This is a genomic window from Bradyrhizobium sp. GW821-FHT13H06, from assembly GCF_058803975.1.
In genome coordinates this window covers 1,055,924-1,073,461 of sequence record NZ_JBXAPN010000002.1, presented here as the reverse complement: position 1 = coordinate 1,073,461, position 17,538 = coordinate 1,055,924, and the positions used below count along the sequence as shown (strand labels likewise).

The following is a 17,538-nucleotide window of genomic DNA, read 5'->3' as shown; positions in this document are numbered from 1 at the left end:
TCAGTGAGTGATGGGGCGATGCGAACCGCTCCCGATGATGACAAAGGCTATCTGAACCCCTCGGCCACACGCGCAACTTTTCCTCCTGATTTCAGCTTTTTGCTGTTGTCTTTTTTTGAATGCGGCATCAGACCCCCGAGCGCCGCTTCGATGTTCCTTACCATCGCCAGCAGACGCGGTCCAATGTCGTTGATCAAACGCTCTTCCGTGAAACGGAATGCTGGCGCGCCGCAATTGAATGCGTAAGGTCCGGTTCCGTCGTTGAGCTTGAGCGCGACGCCGGCCGCGCCGATGTCGTCGTGCCAGTCGCCGACCGAGATCGCAAAACCGTATTTCGCGACCGTTTCGCCGGAACGTTCCAATCCTTCGCGCATCTTCGGCCAGCGGCTGCCGTAATGTTCGCGCAGAATGCGCGACACTTCAGCGCGACTCTCGTCGTCGAGCGCCCAGAAATAGGCGCGGCCCATCGCACTGGTTGCAATCGGCACGCGCGAGCCGACGTCAAGTTGAACGCCGACCGTCTCGCTGCCGCGGCTCTGCCCGAAATAGATCATGCTGTGACGGTCGCGGCCGCCGACGGCGACGGCGCCACCGGTCGCGCGCATCACTTCCTCGCGGAACGGCTCCGACAAGTGCCGAACGCCCAGATTGGCCAACGCCGCATAACCGAGCGACATCGCTGCGGGTGCGAGCTGGTACTTCTCGAAGCGGGGAACCGGCGTCAGATAGCCGAGCTTGGTCAACGTGTAGGTCAGCCGCGACACGGTCGGCTTGGGCAGGTTGGTGCGGGCCGCAATCTCCTGATTGCCGAGCAGGCCGTCATTGGGTTGGAACGCGCGCAATACATCCAGTCCGCGGGAAAGCGCGACGACGAAATTCCGATCGGTCGCAGTCTTCTTTCCTGTACGCTTCATCCCTGATCTGCTTCTTGCGCGGAGTCGTTGACAACGTCCGTGCTTCAAAATAACCCTGCCGTCAAGATGCGGAATTAAATTCCGCACTGCGAAATCGAACAAAAGCAAATCCCCACCAAGGAGGGACACCGTGAGCGAAGTGGTCAAGCTTGAGCGTCATGACGAGGTCGGCATCGTCACGGTCAACAGCCCGCCGGTCAATGCGCTGAGTGCCGCAGTCCGCGGCGGCATTCTGGAATGCATCAAGGCCGCGATCGCCGATCCCGCCATCAAGGGCATCGTGCTGACCTGCGCCGGCCGCACCTTCATTGCGGGCGCCGACATCACCGAATTCGGCAAGCCGCCGAAGCCGCCGGCCCTCAACGACGTGCTGTCCGAGATCGAGAATTCGCCCAAGCCCGTCGTTGCCGCGATCCACGGCACCGCCCTCGGCGGCGGCCTCGAGGTCGCGCTCGCCTGTCATTTCCGTGTCGCGGTGAAGGAGGCCAAGCTCGGCCTGCCCGAGGTGAAGCTGGGCCTGTTGCCGGGCGCCGGCGGGACCCAGCGCCTGCCGCGCGCGGTCGGGCCTGAGCTCGCAGTCAAGATGATCGTCGGCGGCGACCCGATCGGCGCCGCCGAAGCGCTGAAGAACGGCTTGATCGAGGAGATCGTCGAAGGGCCGGCCTCGGGCGGCGAAGCCTTCGTTCGCAAGCTGCTGGCCGAGAAGCGCCCGCTGCGCCGCCTGCGCGACGACGATTCCAAGATCGCGGCGGCCAAGGCCGACCGCTCGATCTTCACCAATGCCGTCGCCGCCATGACCAAGAAGTCGCGCGGCCTGGAAGCGCCGTTCGCGGCGGCCGATGCCGTCGGCTACGCCATTGACCTACCCTTCGACGAAGGGTTGAAGAAGGAGCGCGAGGGCTTCCTGAAGCTCGTCGCTAGCGACCAGTCCAAGGCGCAGCGCTATGCGTTCTTCGCCGAGCGCGAAGCCGCCAAGATCGCGGGTGTCCCCGAAGGCACCAAGTCGCGCCCCGTTAACCGTGTCGCCATTCTCGGCGCCGGCACCATGGGCGGCGGCATCGCGATGTCGTTCGCCAATGCCGGCATCCCCGTCACCCTGATCGAGACCGCCGAGGAGCAGCTCAAGCGCGGCATGGGCATCATGCAGAAGAACTGGGAAGCGACCGCGGCGCGCGGCGGCATCCCGGCAGACGCGCCCGCCAAGCGCATGGCGCTGATCAACGGCGTCGTCGGCATCGAGAATGTCGGCGATGCCGACCTCGTCATCGAGGCCGTGTTCGAGACCATGGCGGTGAAGAAGGAGGTGTTCGGCAAGCTCGACCAGTACGCCAAGCCGGGCGCCGTGCTCGCCTCCAACACCTCGTACCTGAACATCGACGAGATCGCGAAGTCGACCAGCCGTCCGCAGGACGTGCTCGGCATGCACTTCTTCTCGCCGGCCAACGTCATGAAGCTGTGCGAGATCGTGCGCGCCGACAAGACCGCGCCGGACGCGCTCGTGACGGCCGTCACGATCGCGCGCAAGATCGCAAAAGTGCCGGCCGTGGTCGGCGTCTGCGACGGCTTCGTCGGCAACCGCATGCTGGCCCAGCGCGGCAAGCAGTCCGAGAAGCTGCTGTTCGAGGGTGCCTTGCCGCAGCAGGTCGACGCCGTGGTGACAAAATTCGGCATGCCGATGGGACCGTTCGCGATGGGCGACCTCGCCGGCCTCGACATCGGCTGGCGCTCGCGGAAAGACCGCGGCATCAAGTCGGAGATCGCGGACGCGCTGTGCGAAGCCGGCCGCTTCGGCCAGAAGACCGGCAAGGGCTACTACAAGTATGAAGCCGGCAGCCGCGCCCCGCTGCCCGATCCCGAGGTCGAGAAGCTGATCGACGAGACGCTTGCCCGCCTCGGCCGCAAGAAGCGCGTCGTCAGCGACGAGGAGATCCTCGAGCGCATGATGTATCCCATGATCAACGAGGGCGCGAAGATCCTGGAAGAGGGGATCGCGGCGCGTCCTAGCGACATCGACGTGGTCTGGCTCTACGGCTATGGCTGGCCGATCTACCGCGGCGGCCCGATGTTCTGGGCCGACACCGTCGGCCTCAAGCACATCGCCGATCGCCTGTCGTTCTACGCCAAGGAGACCAACGATCCGAGCCTCGAGCCCGCCCCGCTGCTGAAGAAGCTCGCGGCCGAAGGCAAGACGTTCGCCTCGCTCGCGGCGGCGTCGAAAGCGGCGTGATCGGATTGGGATCGGTGGCTACGATGAGTCGTTCCGGGCGACGCTCTCTCCGTTCCCTCCCCCCTTGCGGGGGAGGGGCAGGGAGGGGGGTAGCCCCGGGCGAGGTCAGCGTTTGTGGCTACCCCCTTCCCCAACCCCTCCCCGCAAGGGGGAGGGGAGCCCATCCGCCGGTGCCCGCCTCACGCGACCCGGCCATTATCGCTTTGCAGAGTCTCGATCGCCTATGACCCATCCCGGCGAACAGTTTTACCCAGAGGGCGTGCATTGGGACGATCCCATCGTCCAGGGTCCGCTCCCGGATCTCCTGTCGAAAGCCGCCGCTGAGCACGGCCCGCGCACCGCGTTGGAATTCCGCGATCGCGCGATCACCTACGCCGAGCTCGCAGCTCAGGCCGAGCGCGCCGCCGCGGCGTTCCTGCGCGCCGGTTGCGGCAGGAACTCTTCCGTCGCGCTGTTCCTCGGCAACACCCCCGATCATCCCGTCAACTTCTTCGGCGCGCTGAAGGCAGGCGCCCGCGTCGCGCATCTGTCACCGCTCGACGGCGAGATCGCGCTGACGCACAAGGTTTCCGACTCCGGCTCGCGCCTGCTCGTCACCTCGAACCTCCAGGCGCTGCTGCCGACCGCGCTGAAATTCCTGGAGAAGGGGCTGATCGATCGCCTGGTCGTCTGCGAGGACGATCATTGGGGCAAGGTCGGCACGCCGCAGGCGGCGATCCCCAACGATCCCCGCATCGTGACCTTCAAGACCTTCGTCGAAGGGGCCGCCGCGCCGGCAGAATGGCCGAAGGTGACCGCCGACGACGTTGCGCTGCTGCAATATACCGGCGGCACCACCGGCCTGCCCAAGGGCGCCATGCTGACGCACGGCAATCTCACCGCGGCGGTGTCGATCTACGACGTCTGGGGCAAGCCGTCGCGCGCGGCGCGTGGCGAGACGATCGAGCGCGTGATCTGCGTGCTGCCGCTGTTCCACATCTACGCGCTCACCGTGGTGCTGTTGTCCTCGCTCAGCCGCGGCAATCTGATCTCGCTGCACCAGCGCTTCGACGTCGAAGCGGTGATGCGCGACATCGAGGTCAAGCGCGCGACCTACTTTCCGGGCGTGCCGACGATGTGGATCGCGATCGCCGCGCTCCCGGACCTCGACAAGCGCGACTTCTCCTCGCTTGCCACCATCGGCTCCGGCGGCGCGCCGCTGCCGGTCGAGATCGCGAATTTCTTCGAGCGCAAGGTCGGCAAGAAGCTGCGCAGCGGCTGGGGCATGACCGAGACCTGCTCGCCCGGCACCGGCCATCCGCCTGACGGTCCCGAGAAGCCGGGCTCGATCGGCCTGATGCTGCCCGGCATCGAGCTCGACGTCGTCGCGCTCGACGATCCCCGGCGCGTGCTGCCGCCAGGCGAAGTCGGCGAGATCCGCATCAAGGGCCCGAACGTCACTGGAGGCTACTGGAACAGGCCGGAAGGATCCACGGATGCCTTCGTCGACGGCCGCTTCCTCACCGGCGACATCGGCTATGTCGACACCGACGGCTATTTCTTCCTGGTCGACCGCAAGAAGGACATGATCATCTCCGGCGGCTTCAACGTCTATCCGCAGATGATCGAGCAGGCGATCTACACCATATCAGGCGTGCACGAGGTGATCGTGCTCGGCATCCCCGACCAGTACCGCGGCGAGGCCGCAAAGGCCTTCATCAAGCTGAAGCCCGGCGCAAAGCCGTTCTCGCTCGACGAGCTGCGCGCGCAGCTCAACGGCAAGCTCGGCAAGCACGAACTGCCGGCCGCGGTCGAGTTCGTCGACGATCTGCCGCGCACGCCGGTCGGAAAATTGTCGCGCCACGAATTGCGCCAGCAGCAGAAACCGTCACAATCCACCAGAACCGCATCAGGAGTCCGTTCTTGACCGACGCCGTCATCGTTTCCACCGCCCGCACCCCGATCGGCAAGGCCTATCGCGGCGCGCTCAATGCCACCGAGGGCGCAACCCTGCTCGGCCACGCCATCGGCGAGGCCGTCGCGCGCGCCAAGATCGATCCGAAGGAGATCGAGGACGTCGTGATGGGCGCCGCCCTCCAGCAGGGCGCGACCGGCGGCAACATCGCGCGCAAGGCGCTGCTGCGCGCCGGCCTTCCCGTCACCGTCGCCGGCACCACCATCGACCGGCAATGCGCCTCCGGTCTTCAGGCCATCGCGCTGGCCGCGCGGTCGGTGCTCTTCGACGGCGTCGAGATCGCGGTCGGCGGCGGCGGCGAGTCGATCTCGCTCGTGCAGAACGACAAGATGAACGGCTTCCACGCCCAGGACCCGGCGCTGCTCAAGATCAAGGGCGAGGTCTACATGCCCATGATCGACACGGCGGAGGTCGTCGCCAAGCGTTATGGCATCTCGCGCGAGAAGCAGGACGAGTATTCGCTGGAGAGCCAGCGCCGCACCGCGGCTGCCCAGCAGGGCGGCAGGTTCAAGGAGGAGATCGCGCCGATCACGACGCAGATGGCGGTCACCGACAAGGCGACCGGCGCGGTGTCGATGAAGGACGTCACGCTGTCGCAGGACGAGGGCCCGCGTCCCGAAACCACGCTCGAAGGCCTTGCCGGCCTCAAGCCCGTGCGCGGCGACGGCTTCACCGTCACCGCCGGCAACGCCAGCCAGCTCTCCGACGGCGCCAGCGCCTGCGTGATCATGAGCGACAAGGAAGCCGCCAGGCGTGGCCTCGCGCCGCTCGGCATCTTCCGCGGCTTCGTCTCCGCCGGTTGCGAGCCGGACGAGATGGGCATCGGCCCGGTCTTCGCCGTGCCGCGCCTCCTGAAGCGCCACGGCCTCACCGTCGGCGACATCGGCCTCTGGGAGCTCAACGAAGCCTTCGCCGTGCAGGTGCTGTATTGCCGCGACAAGCTCGGCATCGACCCCGAGAAGATCAACGTCGACGGCGGCGCGATCGCGGTCGGTCATCCCTACGGCATGTCGGGCGCGCGCCTCACCGGCCACGCCCTGATCGAGGGCCGTCGCCGCAAGGCGAAATACGCGGTCGTCACCATGTGCGTCGGCGGCGGCATGGGCGCGGCGGGGTTGTTCGAGGTGCTGCAGTAACGGGGGCCGTCGTTCCGCGGCATTCGCGCAAGCGAATGAACCCGGAACCTCGAGCCAAAACTTCTGGATTCCGGGCTCGCGCTTCGCGCGCCCCGGAATGACGAATAGGGAACAACGTTCACAGGAGGATCCGATGGATCTCGCATTCACTAGGGAAGAGCAGGCGTTTCGCGAGGAAGTGCGGCAGTTCTTCCGCGACAACGTGCCGCCGGATACGCGGCGCAAGCTGGTCGAGGGCCGCCACCTCTCGAAGGACGAGATGGTGACGTGGTGGCGCATCCTCAACAAGAAGGGCTGGGGCGTCAGCCACTGGCCGAAGGAATATGGCGGCACGGGATGGACCGCCGTGCAGCACTACATCTTCAACGAGGAGCTTCAGGCTCACCCGGCGCCGCAGCCGCTCGCCTTCGGCGTCAGCATGGTCGGCCCGGTCATCTACACCTTCGGCAACGAGGAGCAGAAGAAGAAGTACCTGCCGCGCATCGCCAATGTCGACGATTGGTGGTGCCAGGGCTTCTCCGAGCCCGGCTCCGGCTCCGACCTCGCCTCGCTCAAGACCAAGGCCGAGCGCAAGGGCGACAAGTGGATCATCAACGGCCAGAAGACCTGGACCACGCTCGCCCAGCATGCCGACATGATCTTCTGCCTCTGCCGCACCGACAACAACGCCAAGAAGCAGATGGGCATCTCCTTCATCGTGTTCTCGATGAAGTCGAAGGGCGTCACCGTGCGCCCGATCCAGACCATCGACGGCGGCCATGAGGTCAACGAGGTGTTCTTCGACGACGTCGAGGTGCCCTACGAGAACCTGATCGGCGAGGAGAACAAGGGCTGGGATTACGCAAAATTCCTGCTCGGCAACGAGCGCACCGGCATTGCCCGCGTCGGCGTCTCCAAGGAGCGCATCCGCCGCATCAAGGAGCTCGCCTCCAAGGTCGAATCCGGCGGCAAGCCGATCATCCAGGACGCGGCGTTCCGCGAGAAGCTCACCGCTTGCGAGATCGAGCTGAAGGCCCTCGAGCTCACGCAGCTCCGCGTCGTCGCCGACGAAGGCAAGCACGGCAAGGGCAAGCCCAACCCGGCGTCCTCGGTGCTGAAGATCAAGGGCTCCGAGATCCAGCAGACCACCACGGAGCTGCTCATGGAAGTGATCGGCCCGTTCGCCGCGCCCTACGACGAGCACGGCGATGACGGCTCGAACGAAGCCATGGACTGGACCGCCCAGATCGCGCCGAGCTACTTCAACAACCGCAAGGTCTCGATCTACGGCGGCTCCAACGAGATCCAGCGCAACATCATCGCCAAGGCGGTGCTGGGGCTGTGATTGATTGAATACAGGACGCTGTCGTCCCCCGCGAAGGCGGGGGACCCAGTACGCCGCGGCGATCGTGAGTCCCGCCAGCGCCTGCGTTTACTGGATCCCCGCCCCGGTGCGCAATTGCGCACAAGGCGGGGATGACATCTGAGGGTGAGGCGACGGCAGGGCAATTCCCGCCGATTTGGAGAGAGACATGGATTTTGATCTGAACGAGGAGCAGCGGCTTCTCAAGGAAAGCATTGACGGCCTGCTGACCGATTCCTACGATTTCGAGCAGCGCAAGAAGTACATGAAGGAGAAGGGCGGCTGGAGCAGAACGGTCTGGCTCAAGCTCGCCGAGCAGGGCCTGCTCGGCCTGCCCTTCGCAGAGGCCGATGGCGGCTTCGGCGGCGGCGGCGTCGAGACCATGATCGTGATGGAGGCGCTCGGCAAGGCGCTGGTGCTGGAGCCTTATCTCGCGACGGTCGTGATCGGCGGCGGCTTCCTGCGCCATGCCGGTACCGATGCGCAGAAGGCTGCTCACGTGCCTTCGATCATCGACGGCAGCAAGACGCTCGCCTTCGCCCAGCTCGAGAAGAACTCGCGCTACGATCTCTTCGACGTCTCGACGACCGCGAAGAAGAAGGGCGATGCCTACGTCGTCGACGGCGAGAAGTTCGTCGTGCTCAACGGCGAGAGCGCCGACACGTTGATCGTCACCGCGCGCACCAAGGGCGATCGCCGTGACAAAAGCGGCATCGGCGTGTTCCTGGTGCCCGCGAATGCCAAGGGCGTAGCCAGGAAGGGCTATCCGACCCAGGACGGCCTGCACGCCGCCGACATCACCTTCACCGGTGTCGAGGTCGGCCCGGACGCCGTGATCGGCAATCCCGAGGATTCCCTCGCGCTGATCGAGCGGGTGGTGGACGAGGCCCGCGTTGCGCTGTGCGCCGAGGCGGTCGGCCTGATGGACGAGTCGCTCAAGACCACGGTCGAGTACATCAAGACGCGCAAGCAGTTCGGCGTCGCGATCGGCTCGTTCCAGTCGCTCCAGCACCGCGCCTCCGACATGTTCGTCGCCGCCGAACAGGCGCGCTCGATGTCGATGTTCGCGACCATGGCCGGTGATTTCGAGGACGCCAAGGAGCGCGCGAACGCGATCGCCGCGGCCAAGGTGCAGATCGGCAAGTCGCTGAAATTCGTCGGCCAGCAGTCGATCCAACTCCACGGCGGCATCGGCATGACGATGGAGGCCAGGATCGGCCACTACTTCAAGCGCCTCACCATGATCGAGAACACGTTCGGTGATACCGACTACCACCAGCGCCGTGTCGCCGATGCGGGCGGGTTGATCTGACGCTTGCCGTCATTGCGAGCGAAGCGAAGCAATCCAGGGTCTTTCCGCTGGGACATCTCTGGATTGCTTCGTCGCTTCGCTCCTCGCAATGACGGAGGTCGTTGAAGCATCGAGGCACCAAAAATGAAAAACACCCCGTTCGATCTCACCGGCAAGGTCGCCGTGGTCACCGGCTCCAGCCGCGGCATCGGCCGCTCCTCCGCCGAGCTCCTCGCCAGGCTCGGAGCAAAGGTCGTGGTCTCCTCGCGCAAGGCCGAGGCCTGCAAGGAAGTCGCCGACGGCATCAACGCGTCCGGTGGCGAGGCAACCGTCATTCCCTGCAACATCGCGCGCAAGAACGAGGTCGAAGCGCTGATCGCGGGTGCCACGAAGCATTACGGCAAGATCGACGTCCTCGTCTGCAACGCCGCAGTGAACCCGTATTACGGCCCGCTGCTCGACATCCCGGATGAAGCCTTCGACAAGATCATGGGCTCGAACGTCAAGAGCAACATCTGGCTCTCCGCGCTGGCGATTCCGCAGATGGCGGAGCGCGGCAACGGCTCCGTCATCATCATTTCGTCCATCGGGGGCTTGCGCGGCTCCACCGTGATCGGCGCCTACGGCATCTCCAAGGCCGCCGATTTCGCGCTGTGCCGTTCGCTCGCCGGCGAATGGGGCCCGAAAGGCGTCCGCGTCAACTGCATCGCGCCCGGCCTCGTCAAGACCGATTTCGCCCGCGCGCTGTGGGAAGACGAAGCCATGCTGAAGCGCCGCACCGCCACCACGCCGCTTCGCCGCATCGGCGAGCCCGACGAAATCGCCGGCGCGGTCGCCTACCTCGCCTCCGATGCGTCGAGCTTCATGACGGGCCAGACCATCGTCATCGATGGCGGCGTCACGACGGCCGCGGTGTAGGCCTCTTCCCTCTCCCCTTGTGGGAGAGGGAAGATCGCCGCGTAGCGGCGAGACGGGTGAGGGGTCTCTCTCCGCCCGCACCCCCCACTCGCGATACTCTTCGCGGATAGAACCCCTCATCCGGCGCTTCGCGCCACCTTCTCCCACAAGGGGAGAAGGGAGGCGCGCCGCGGGCACCGCATCCAATCTTGACCTTCCGCCTCCAATCCGCTCCCTTTGGCCCGACAATGATCCCCTTCCAGGGGAAAACGCCAAGGTAAGCCGCCATGTCTTTCGTCCTCGCCATCGACCAGGGCACCACCTCCTCGCGCGCGATCGTGTTTCGCGGCGATATTTCCATCGCGGCCAAGGCGCAGCAGGAATTCCCGCAGCACTTTCCGGCCTCGGGCTGGGTCGAGCACGAGCCGGAGGACATCTGGACCTCGACCGTGATGGTCTGCCGCGAGGCGATCGAGCAGGCCGGCATCAGCGCCAAGGACATCGCTGCGATCGGCATCACCAACCAGCGCGAGACCACGGTGGTGTGGGACCGCGCCACCGGCCAGGCCGTGCACCGCGCCATCGTGTGGCAGGACCGCCGCACCGCCGACATCTGCGCCAAGCTGAAAGCCGACGGCCGCGAGCCGGTGATCTCCAGGAAGACCGGCCTGATCATCGATCCCTATTTCTCCGGCACCAAGGTCGCCTGGATCCTGGATCACGTCCCCGGCGCGCGGGCGCGCGCCGCGCGCGGCGAGCTGATGTTCGGCACCGTGGATTGCTACCTGCTCTGGCGCCTCACCGGCGGCAAGGTGCACGCCACCGACGCCACCAACGCCTCGCGCACGCTGCTGTTCAACATCCACACCGGCCAGTGGGACGACGAGCTGCTGGAGATCATCGGCGTGCCGCGCTCGATGCTGCCCGAGGTGAAGGATTCCTCCGCCCGGTTCGGCGAGAGCACGCCCGATCTGTTCGGCGGCGCGATCGCGATCTCGGGCATTGCCGGCGACCAGCAGGCCGCCACCATCGGCCAGGCCTGCTTCCGCCCAGGCATGATGAAGTCCACCTACGGCACCGGCTGCTTCGCGCTGCTCAACACCGGCACCACGCCGGTCGTGTCGAAGAACAAGCTGCTCACCACCGTCGCCTACCAGCTCGACGGCAAACGCACCTACGCGCTCGAAGGCTCGATCTTCGTCGCAGGCTCGGCGGTGCAATGGCTGCGCGACGGCCTCGGCATCATCAAGCATGCTGCCGAGACCGGACCTCTTGCCGATCAATCGGATTCCATGCAGAGCGTCTATCTCGTCCCAGCCTTCGTCGGCATGGGCGCGCCCTACTGGAATCCCAGGGTGCGCGGCGCGCTGTTCGGCCTCACCCGCAACACCGGCCCGGCCGAGCTTGCCCACGCCGCGCTGGAAAGCGTCTGCTACCAGACCTACGACCTCTGGGCCGCGATGCGCGCGGACTGGCCGAGCTCGGAAACCGCCAGCGTCGTGCTCCGCGTCGACGGCGGCATGACAGCGTCAGACTGGACCATGCAGCGCCTCGCCGATCTCCTGGACGCGCCGGTCGACCGCCCCGTGATCCAGGAGACCACCGCGCTGGGCGCCGCCTACCTCGCTGGCCTCCAGGCGAGCGTCTATCCCGAGCCGACCAGGTTCGCGGACAATTGGCGATTGGAGCACCGCTTCAAGCCGAACATGAGCCAGGCGACAAGAGAGCGGAAGCTCGCCGGCTGGGCGAGGGCAGTGAAAGGCGTGCTCGCGAGCGACGAGGGGGAGGGGTAGCGATAGGCACAGCCTTGCAGGCCGATGCTGCGGGGCGCGCTCAACTGCCTCCACGTCGTCATTGCGAGGAGCTCTTGCGACGAAGCAATCCAGACTGCCTCTGCGGAAAGATCCTGGATTGCTTCGCTGCGCTCGCAATGACGGAGTGCGGTGCTGCTGTCGTTCCTCAAAACGACGCCACACGCTAGCTGTTCCCAAGTGAAGCAACAACCATGATCCTCCTCGACGGCTACTCCGACGTCCCCGCCGGCAAGATCGCGGCAGTCGTCACCCATCTGGAGATGACTGCACCTCCCGCGCGCCGCGCCGATCCGCCAGGCAGCTGGACCCTGCGCAAGGTCGATGCCCCCGCGCTTTCTTGGTACCGCGACATCTTCCGCCGCGTCGGCGAGGACTGGCTGTGGTTCTCGCGAGCACGCATGAATGACGCGGAGCTTGCCGCGATCATCCACGCGCCGGGCATTGAAGTCTACGCATTGGTCGCGGATGGCCGCGACGAAGGCCTGCTGGAGCTGGATTTCCGCGAGCCCGGCCAGTGCGAGCTGACCTATTTCGGCGTCACCGCACCCTTGATCGGCACCGGAGCCGCCCGCTTCCTGATGAACCGCGCGCTGGAGATTGCCTGGTCGCACGACGTCGGCCGCGTCTGGGTCCACACCTGCACTCTCGACCATCCATCGGCCGTTGCGTTCTATCAGCGCTCCGGCTTCCACCCCATCCGCCGCCAGATCGAGATCGCCGACGATCCGCGCCTCGACGGCACCGCGCCGCGAACGGCAGCGAAGCATGTGCCGATCATCGAGTAGGGAACGGCTGCGTCCCCACCGTCATTGCGAGGAGCACTTGCGACGAAGCAATCCAGCAGGCTGTAGCTCGGATGAGAGCAGCGATATCCGGGGGAAGCGCTCACGAGAGCCCCGGCCGGTTGTCCATTGATCCCGCTTTGTTGCGTCGTGCGCAATGCTCTTGTTCCAAGATAGTTGTTGCGGCACCTTCGCATTGACGATGAACTGAGCGGCCCTGCCGTGTTCAACGACTGACAAGAGCGAGAACCATGTTCCTGATCGGCCAATATGATTCCCCCTTCGTCCGCCGCGTCGCGATCGCGCTCCGGCTCTACGGGCTCGCCTTCGAGCACAGGCCGTGGTCGACCTTCGGCGATGCCGACAAGATCGCGCCGTACAATCCGCTGCGCCGGGTGCCGACGCTGGTGCTCGACGACGGCGAGGCGCTGATCGAGAGCACCATCATCCTCGACTATCTCGACGAGCTCGTCGGCGAGGCAAAGGCGATGCTGCCGCGCGGCGGCGCTGAGCGGCGCAGGCATCTGCGCATCTGCGCGCTCGCCTCCGGCCTCGGCGACAAGGCGGTGAGCCTGCTCTACGAGCGCGTGCTGCGGAAGGAGCAGCTCGCGCTCTGGGTCGAGCGTTGCCAGGCGCAGATCGGCGACGTGCTGGGCGTGCTGGAATCCGAGCGCGCCAAGGTGACGACGCCGTACTGGCTGGGCGACCGCATCGGCCATGCCGACGTCGCGGTGGCCTGCGTCGTTCGCTTCACCCGCGAGGCGCACCCGCAGCTGTTCGACGCTTCACGCTATCCGGTGTTGAGCGCCCATGCCGAGCGCTGTGAGGCACTGGCCCCGTTCAAGGAGATCGTGCAGCCGCTGGCGCCGCCGAAGGGGTAGGGCTTCCTTCTCTCCCCTGGAGGGCAGGGTTATCGCATATGAGTTCTTGGCAGGGCCTGAGCGCGCGCCTCGTCCTTCGAGACGGCGCTTACGCGCCTCCTCAGGATGAGGCTAAGTGGCGTCAGTGCCCGTTGAAACTGCTGCCGCACACTCCGTCCTCATCCTGAGGAGCCGCGCCCTTCGCACGGCGTCTCGAAGGATGGCCGCAGGGAGAAGCTCTCGAATGCGATAGACCGGCCCCGCATCTCGCTTCGCTCATGCGGGCTACAGGCGAAGGCAATCAATACGGGCTGGAGCGTGCAACTGCCACAGCAGCCGACGATGGAATATTACCGCTGTTTTGCCCGACGCCGCAACTCGCTTTCGGCTAGACCGAAATTGCTCAGGCTTTTCAACCCCATCGCTACTGTGCATGGGGTTGTTTTCGCGGTTTTTGTTTGGAAGCGCGCTAGCCCGCCCCGGCGCGCTTCTTCTGCCAGACGAGGTGCACCGCGCAGGTGCAGCCCGGCGGGTGCGAGGCGAGGTCTTTCGGCATCTCGTCGTTCGCCGGCTTTGCCGCGAAGGACCTGTCCTGCTGCGACGGGATGTAGTTCAGCACCGGCGCGAGCCAGCGTTCGGTTTCCGCCACCGTCATGCCCTTGCGTGCCGCGTAGTCCTCGACCTGGTCGCGCTCGATCTTGCCGACGCCGAAATAATAGCTCTCGGGGTTCGCGAAGTAGAGCCCTGATACGGAGGAGCCCGGCCACATCGCAAAGCTCTCGGTCAGCTTCACGCCGGCCGTGTTCTCGGCATCGAGCAATTCGAACAGCGTCGCCTTCTCGGTGTGATCGGGCTGGGCGGGATAGCCGGGCGCCGGGCGAATGCCCTGGTACTTCTCCAGGATCAGCTCCTCGCTGGAGAGCGCCTCGTCCGGTGCGTAAGCCCAGAACTCGCGGCGCACCCGGGCATGCATGCGCTCGGCGAAGGCTTCGGCGAGGCGGTCAGCCAGCGCCTTGCACAGGATCGAGGAGTAGTCGTCGTTGGCCATCTTGAAGCGGTCGGCGACCGCGTCTTCGCCGATGCCGGCGGTGACCACGAAGCCGCCGATGTAGTCGGGCACGCCGGCGGGCGCGATGAAGTCGGCGAGCGCCGCGTTGAAACGGCCCTCGCGCTTCTCGAGCTGCTGGCGCAGCGTGTGCAGCGTCGCGATTGGCTTGGCCCGGCTCTCGTCGGCATAGAGCACGATGTCGTCGCCTTGCGCATTCGCCGGCCAGAAGCCGATCGTCGCGCGGGCCCGGAACCATTTCTCCTTCACGATGGTGTCGAGCATCGTGCGCGCGTCGTCATAGAGCGAGCGCGCGACCTCGCCGACCTTGGCGTCGTCGAGGATGGCGGGGAAGCGCCCGGCGAGCTCCCAGGTCTGGAAGAACGGCGTCCAGTCGATGTAAGGTACGAGCTCGGCGAGATCGTATTCGTCGAAGCTGCGGGTGCCGAGGAAGGTCGGCTTCACCGGCTTGCTCTTGGCAAAGTCGACCGGCACGCGGTTGGCGCGGGCGTCAGTCAGCTTCAGGCGCTTCTTGTCCGCCTGCGCCCGCAGATGCGCTTCCGAGATCCTGGCGTATTCGGCCCGCACCTCGGCGGCGTATGCCACACGCTTCTCGGGCGAGAGCAGTGAGGACGCGACGCCGACCGCGCGGCTGGCGTCGTTGACGTGCACGACGGGACCGGCGCGATAGCTCGGGTCGATCTTGACGGCGGTGTGCACGCGGCTCGTCGTGGCGCCGCCGATCAGGAGCGGCAGCTTCAGGCCTTCGCGCTGCAATTCGCTGGCGAAGAACGCCATCTCGTCGAGCGAGGGTGTGATCAGGCCTGATAGCCCGACGATGTCGGCCTTCTCCGCCTTCACCGTCTCGACGATCTTGGCGGCCGGCACCATCACGCCGAGATCGATGACCTCGAAATTGTTGCACTGGAGCACGATGCCGACAATGTTCTTGCCGATGTCGTGGACGTCGCCCTTCACCGTCGCGAGCACGATCTTGCCGGCGGACGAGGAGCCTTCCGTGCCGATGCCGTTTGCGAGGTTGCGCGCCTTCTCCTCCTCCATGAACGGCATGAGGTAGGCAACCGCCTGCTTCATGACGCGCGCGGACTTCACCACCTGCGGCAGGAACATCTTGCCGTCGCCGAAGAGGTCGCCGACCACGTTCATGCCCGCCATCAGCGGTCCCTCGATCACGTCGAGCGGACGCGAGGACTTCTTGCGGGCTTCTTCAGTGTCCTGCTCGATGAATTCGGTGATGCCGTGCACCAGCGAATGCGACAGCCGCTTCTCCACCGGCCATTCGCGCCAGGCGAGATCGGCTTCCCTGCTTTCCGTCTTCTTGCCGCGGAATTTCTCCGCCAGCGCCAGCAGGCGCTCGGACGCGCCGGGATCGCGATTGAGGACGACGTCCTCGCAGGTCTGGCGCAGCTCCGGATCGATGTCGTCATAGACGATCATCTGCCCGGCATTGACGATGCCCATGTCCATGCCGGCCTTGATGGCGTGATACAGGAACACCGAGTGCATGGCCTCGCGCACCGGCTCGTTGCCGCGGAACGAGAACGAGAGATTCGAGACGCCGCCCGAGATATGTGCGCCCGGCAGGTTCTGCCGGATCCAGCGCGTCGCCTCGATGAAGTCGACGCCGTAATTGTTGTGCTCCTCGATGCCGGTCGCGATCGCGAAGATGTTCGGATCGAAGATGATGTCCTCCGGCGGTAAGCCGACGCGGCCCACCAGGATGTCGTAGGCACGCTTGCAGATCTCGGTCTTGCGCGCGAACGTGTCGGCCTGGCCGGCCTCGTCGAACGCCATCACCACCACGGCCGCGCCGTGGCGGCGCGCGATCCGGGCTTCGTGGATGAACTTCTCCTCGCCTTCCTTCATCGAGATCGAGTTGACGACCGGCTTGCCCTGCACGCATTTCAGGCCGGCCTCGATCACGGAGAATTTCGAGGAGTCGACCATGACGGGGACGCGGGCGATGTCGGGCTCGGCGGCGACGAGGTTGAGGAAGGTCACCATCGCAGCTTCGGAGTCGAGCAGGCCCTCGTCCATGTTGACGTCGATGATCTGCGCGCCGTTCTCGACCTGGTCGCGCGCGACCTGCAGCGCGGCGGTGTAGTCGCCGGCGGTGATCAGCTTGCGGAAGCGGGCCGAGCCCGTGACGTTGGTGCGCTCGCCGACGTTCACGAACGGGATGGCGTCGGTCAGCACGAACGGCTCGAGACCCGAGAGCCGCAGGCGCGGTTCGATCACCGGCACGGTGCGCGGCTTGTGCGGGGCGACCGCGGCGGCGATCGCCGCGATATGGTCCGGCGTGGTGCCGCAGCAGCCGCCGACGATGTTGACGAGGCCGTCGCGGGCGAACTCGCCGATCAGGCGGGCCATGTACTCGGGCGTCTCGTCATACTGGCCGAACTCGTTGGGCAGGCCGGCGTTCGGATAGGCGCAGACGAGCGTGTCGGCGACGCGGCCGATATCGGCAATATGCGCGCGCAGATCTTCGGCGCCGAGCGCGCAGTTGAAGCCGATGGTGATCGGCTTGGCGTGCCGTACCGAATTCCAGAACGCCTCCGGCATCTGGCCCGAGAGCAGGCGGCCGGACTTGTCGGTGATGGTGCCCGACACCATCACGGGCACGTCGATGCCGAGTTCTTCGGTGATCTCGGCGATCGCATAGAGCGCCGCCTTGGCGTTGAGGGTGTCGAAGATGGTCTCGACCAGCAGCAGATCGACGCCGCCGTCGATCAGCCCGCGGATCTGCTCGCCATACGACTTGCGCAGGTCGTCGAAGGTGACGGCGCGGTAGCCGGGATTGGAAACGTCCGGAGAGATCGAGGCGGTACGGTTGGTGGGGCCGATGGCGCCGGCGACGAAGCGCGGCTTGCCGTCTTCCGCCGCGACGCGCCGTGCGGCATTGCCGGCGAGGCGGGCGCCTTCGCGCGCCATCTCGTAGACGATGTCGGTGAGGTCGTAATCGGCCTGGGCGATCGAGGTCGTGGAGAAAGTGTTGGTCGCGACGATGTCGGCGCCGGCGCGCAAGTAAGCGGCGTGGATGTCCTCGATCGCCTGCGGCTGGGTCAGGATCAAGAGGTCGTTGTTACCGCGCAGGTCGCGATGAAAGGTCTTGAAGCGCTCGCCGCGGAAGGCGGCCTCGTCGAGCTGGAGATTCTGGATCATCGTGCCCATGGCGCCGTCGAGCACGAGAATGCGTTCGCGCGCGGCGTCGAGGAGGGCGGTTCGCTTGGAGGATACGGGTACGGTCATCTGATC

Annotated in this window: 11 protein-coding genes; 9 read left to right on the top strand and 2 right to left on the bottom strand. The window is 65.9% G+C overall.

The features are described 5' to 3' along the window. Nucleotides 1-47: 47 nt before the first annotated feature. Nucleotides 48-914 carry an IclR family transcriptional regulator gene (locus AC1RQP_RS11955; RefSeq protein ID WP_197964862.1) on the bottom strand — a complete coding sequence of 289 codons (867 nt, stop codon included), beginning with the start codon at nt 912-914 and terminating at the stop codon, nt 48-50. A 130-nt stretch (nt 915-1,044) separates the two neighbouring features. Here AC1RQP_RS11955 and AC1RQP_RS11950 point away from each other — a divergent pair, with 130 nt between their 5' ends. From AC1RQP_RS11950 to AC1RQP_RS11910, 9 genes are all read left to right on the top strand, one after another. Next, nucleotides 1,045-3,141 carry a 3-hydroxyacyl-CoA dehydrogenase NAD-binding domain-containing protein gene (locus AC1RQP_RS11950; RefSeq protein ID WP_492937048.1) on the top strand — a complete coding sequence of 699 codons (2,097 nt, stop codon included), beginning with the start codon at nt 1,045-1,047 and terminating at the stop codon, nt 3,139-3,141. A 223-nt stretch (nt 3,142-3,364) separates the two neighbouring features. Continuing rightward, the gene (gene pimA / locus AC1RQP_RS11945) at nt 3,365-5,047 is read left to right on the top strand and encodes a dicarboxylate--CoA ligase PimA (protein ID WP_492937047.1); all 1,683 of its coding nucleotides are present in this window, start codon (nt 3,365-3,367) and stop codon (nt 5,045-5,047) included. Further along, complete coding sequence (locus tag AC1RQP_RS11940) at nt 5,044-6,231, top strand: acetyl-CoA C-acyltransferase (RefSeq protein WP_492937046.1); 1,188 nt, start codon at nt 5,044-5,046, stop codon at nt 6,229-6,231. Before pimA ends, AC1RQP_RS11940 begins: the two co-directional genes overlap by 4 nt. Nucleotides 6,232-6,364: 133 nt before the next feature. Continuing rightward, entirely contained in the window at nt 6,365-7,555 is a 1,191-nt protein-coding gene (gene pimC / locus AC1RQP_RS11935) for a pimeloyl-CoA dehydrogenase large subunit (protein WP_492937045.1), read from the top strand. A gap of 187 nt (nt 7,556-7,742) precedes the next feature. Then, nucleotides 7,743-8,885 carry a pimeloyl-CoA dehydrogenase small subunit gene (gene pimD / locus AC1RQP_RS11930; protein ID WP_492937044.1) on the top strand — a complete coding sequence of 381 codons (1,143 nt, stop codon included), beginning with the start codon at nt 7,743-7,745 and terminating at the stop codon, nt 8,883-8,885. 123 nt (nt 8,886-9,008) lie between these two features. Continuing rightward, nucleotides 9,009-9,782, top strand: coding sequence for an SDR family NAD(P)-dependent oxidoreductase (locus AC1RQP_RS11925; RefSeq protein ID WP_492937043.1), 774 nt, complete (start codon nt 9,009-9,011; stop codon nt 9,780-9,782). Nucleotides 9,783-10,048: 266 nt separating this feature from the next. Then, a complete protein-coding gene (gene glpK / locus AC1RQP_RS11920; RefSeq protein WP_492937042.1) occupies nt 10,049-11,554 on the top strand; it encodes a glycerol kinase GlpK in 1,506 nt (501 codons plus the stop codon). Nucleotides 11,555-11,766: 212 nt separating this feature from the next. After that, complete coding sequence (locus tag AC1RQP_RS11915; protein WP_492937041.1) at nt 11,767-12,360, top strand: GNAT family N-acetyltransferase; 594 nt, start codon at nt 11,767-11,769, stop codon at nt 12,358-12,360. A gap of 248 nt (nt 12,361-12,608) precedes the next feature. Next, a complete protein-coding gene (locus AC1RQP_RS11910) occupies nt 12,609-13,238 on the top strand; it encodes a glutathione S-transferase family protein (RefSeq protein WP_492937040.1) in 630 nt (209 codons plus the stop codon). A 448-nt stretch (nt 13,239-13,686) separates the two neighbouring features. On the opposite strand, the gene metH is transcribed toward AC1RQP_RS11910, so the two are convergent. After that, entirely contained in the window at nt 13,687-17,532 is a 3,846-nt protein-coding gene (metH, locus tag AC1RQP_RS11905) for a methionine synthase (RefSeq protein WP_492937039.1), read from the bottom strand. Nucleotides 17,533-17,538: the final 6 nt, after the last annotated feature.

Excerpts from the sequence above, each read along its gene's own strand:
- pimA (WP_492937047.1), top strand. The coding sequence starts at position 3,365 with ATGACCCATCCCGGCGAACAGTTTTACCCAGAGGGCGTGCATTGGGAC.
- pimD (WP_492937044.1), top strand. The coding sequence starts at position 7,743 with ATGGATTTTGATCTGAACGAGGAGCAGCGGCTTCTCAAGGAAAGCATT.
- pimC (WP_492937045.1), top strand. The coding sequence starts at position 6,365 with ATGGATCTCGCATTCACTAGGGAAGAGCAGGCGTTTCGCGAGGAAGTG.
- AC1RQP_RS11915 (WP_492937041.1), top strand. The coding sequence starts at position 11,767 with ATGATCCTCCTCGACGGCTACTCCGACGTCCCCGCCGGCAAGATCGCG.
- glpK (WP_492937042.1), top strand. The coding sequence starts at position 10,049 with ATGTCTTTCGTCCTCGCCATCGACCAGGGCACCACCTCCTCGCGCGCG.
- AC1RQP_RS11910 (WP_492937040.1), top strand. The coding sequence starts at position 12,609 with ATGTTCCTGATCGGCCAATATGATTCCCCCTTCGTCCGCCGCGTCGCG.
- AC1RQP_RS11925 (WP_492937043.1), top strand. The coding sequence starts at position 9,009 with ATGAAAAACACCCCGTTCGATCTCACCGGCAAGGTCGCCGTGGTCACC.
- metH (WP_492937039.1), bottom strand. The coding sequence starts at position 17,532 with ATGACCGTACCCGTATCCTCCAAGCGAACCGCCCTCCTCGACGCCGCG.
- AC1RQP_RS11955 (WP_197964862.1), bottom strand. The coding sequence starts at position 914 with ATGAAGCGTACAGGAAAGAAGACTGCGACCGATCGGAATTTCGTCGTC.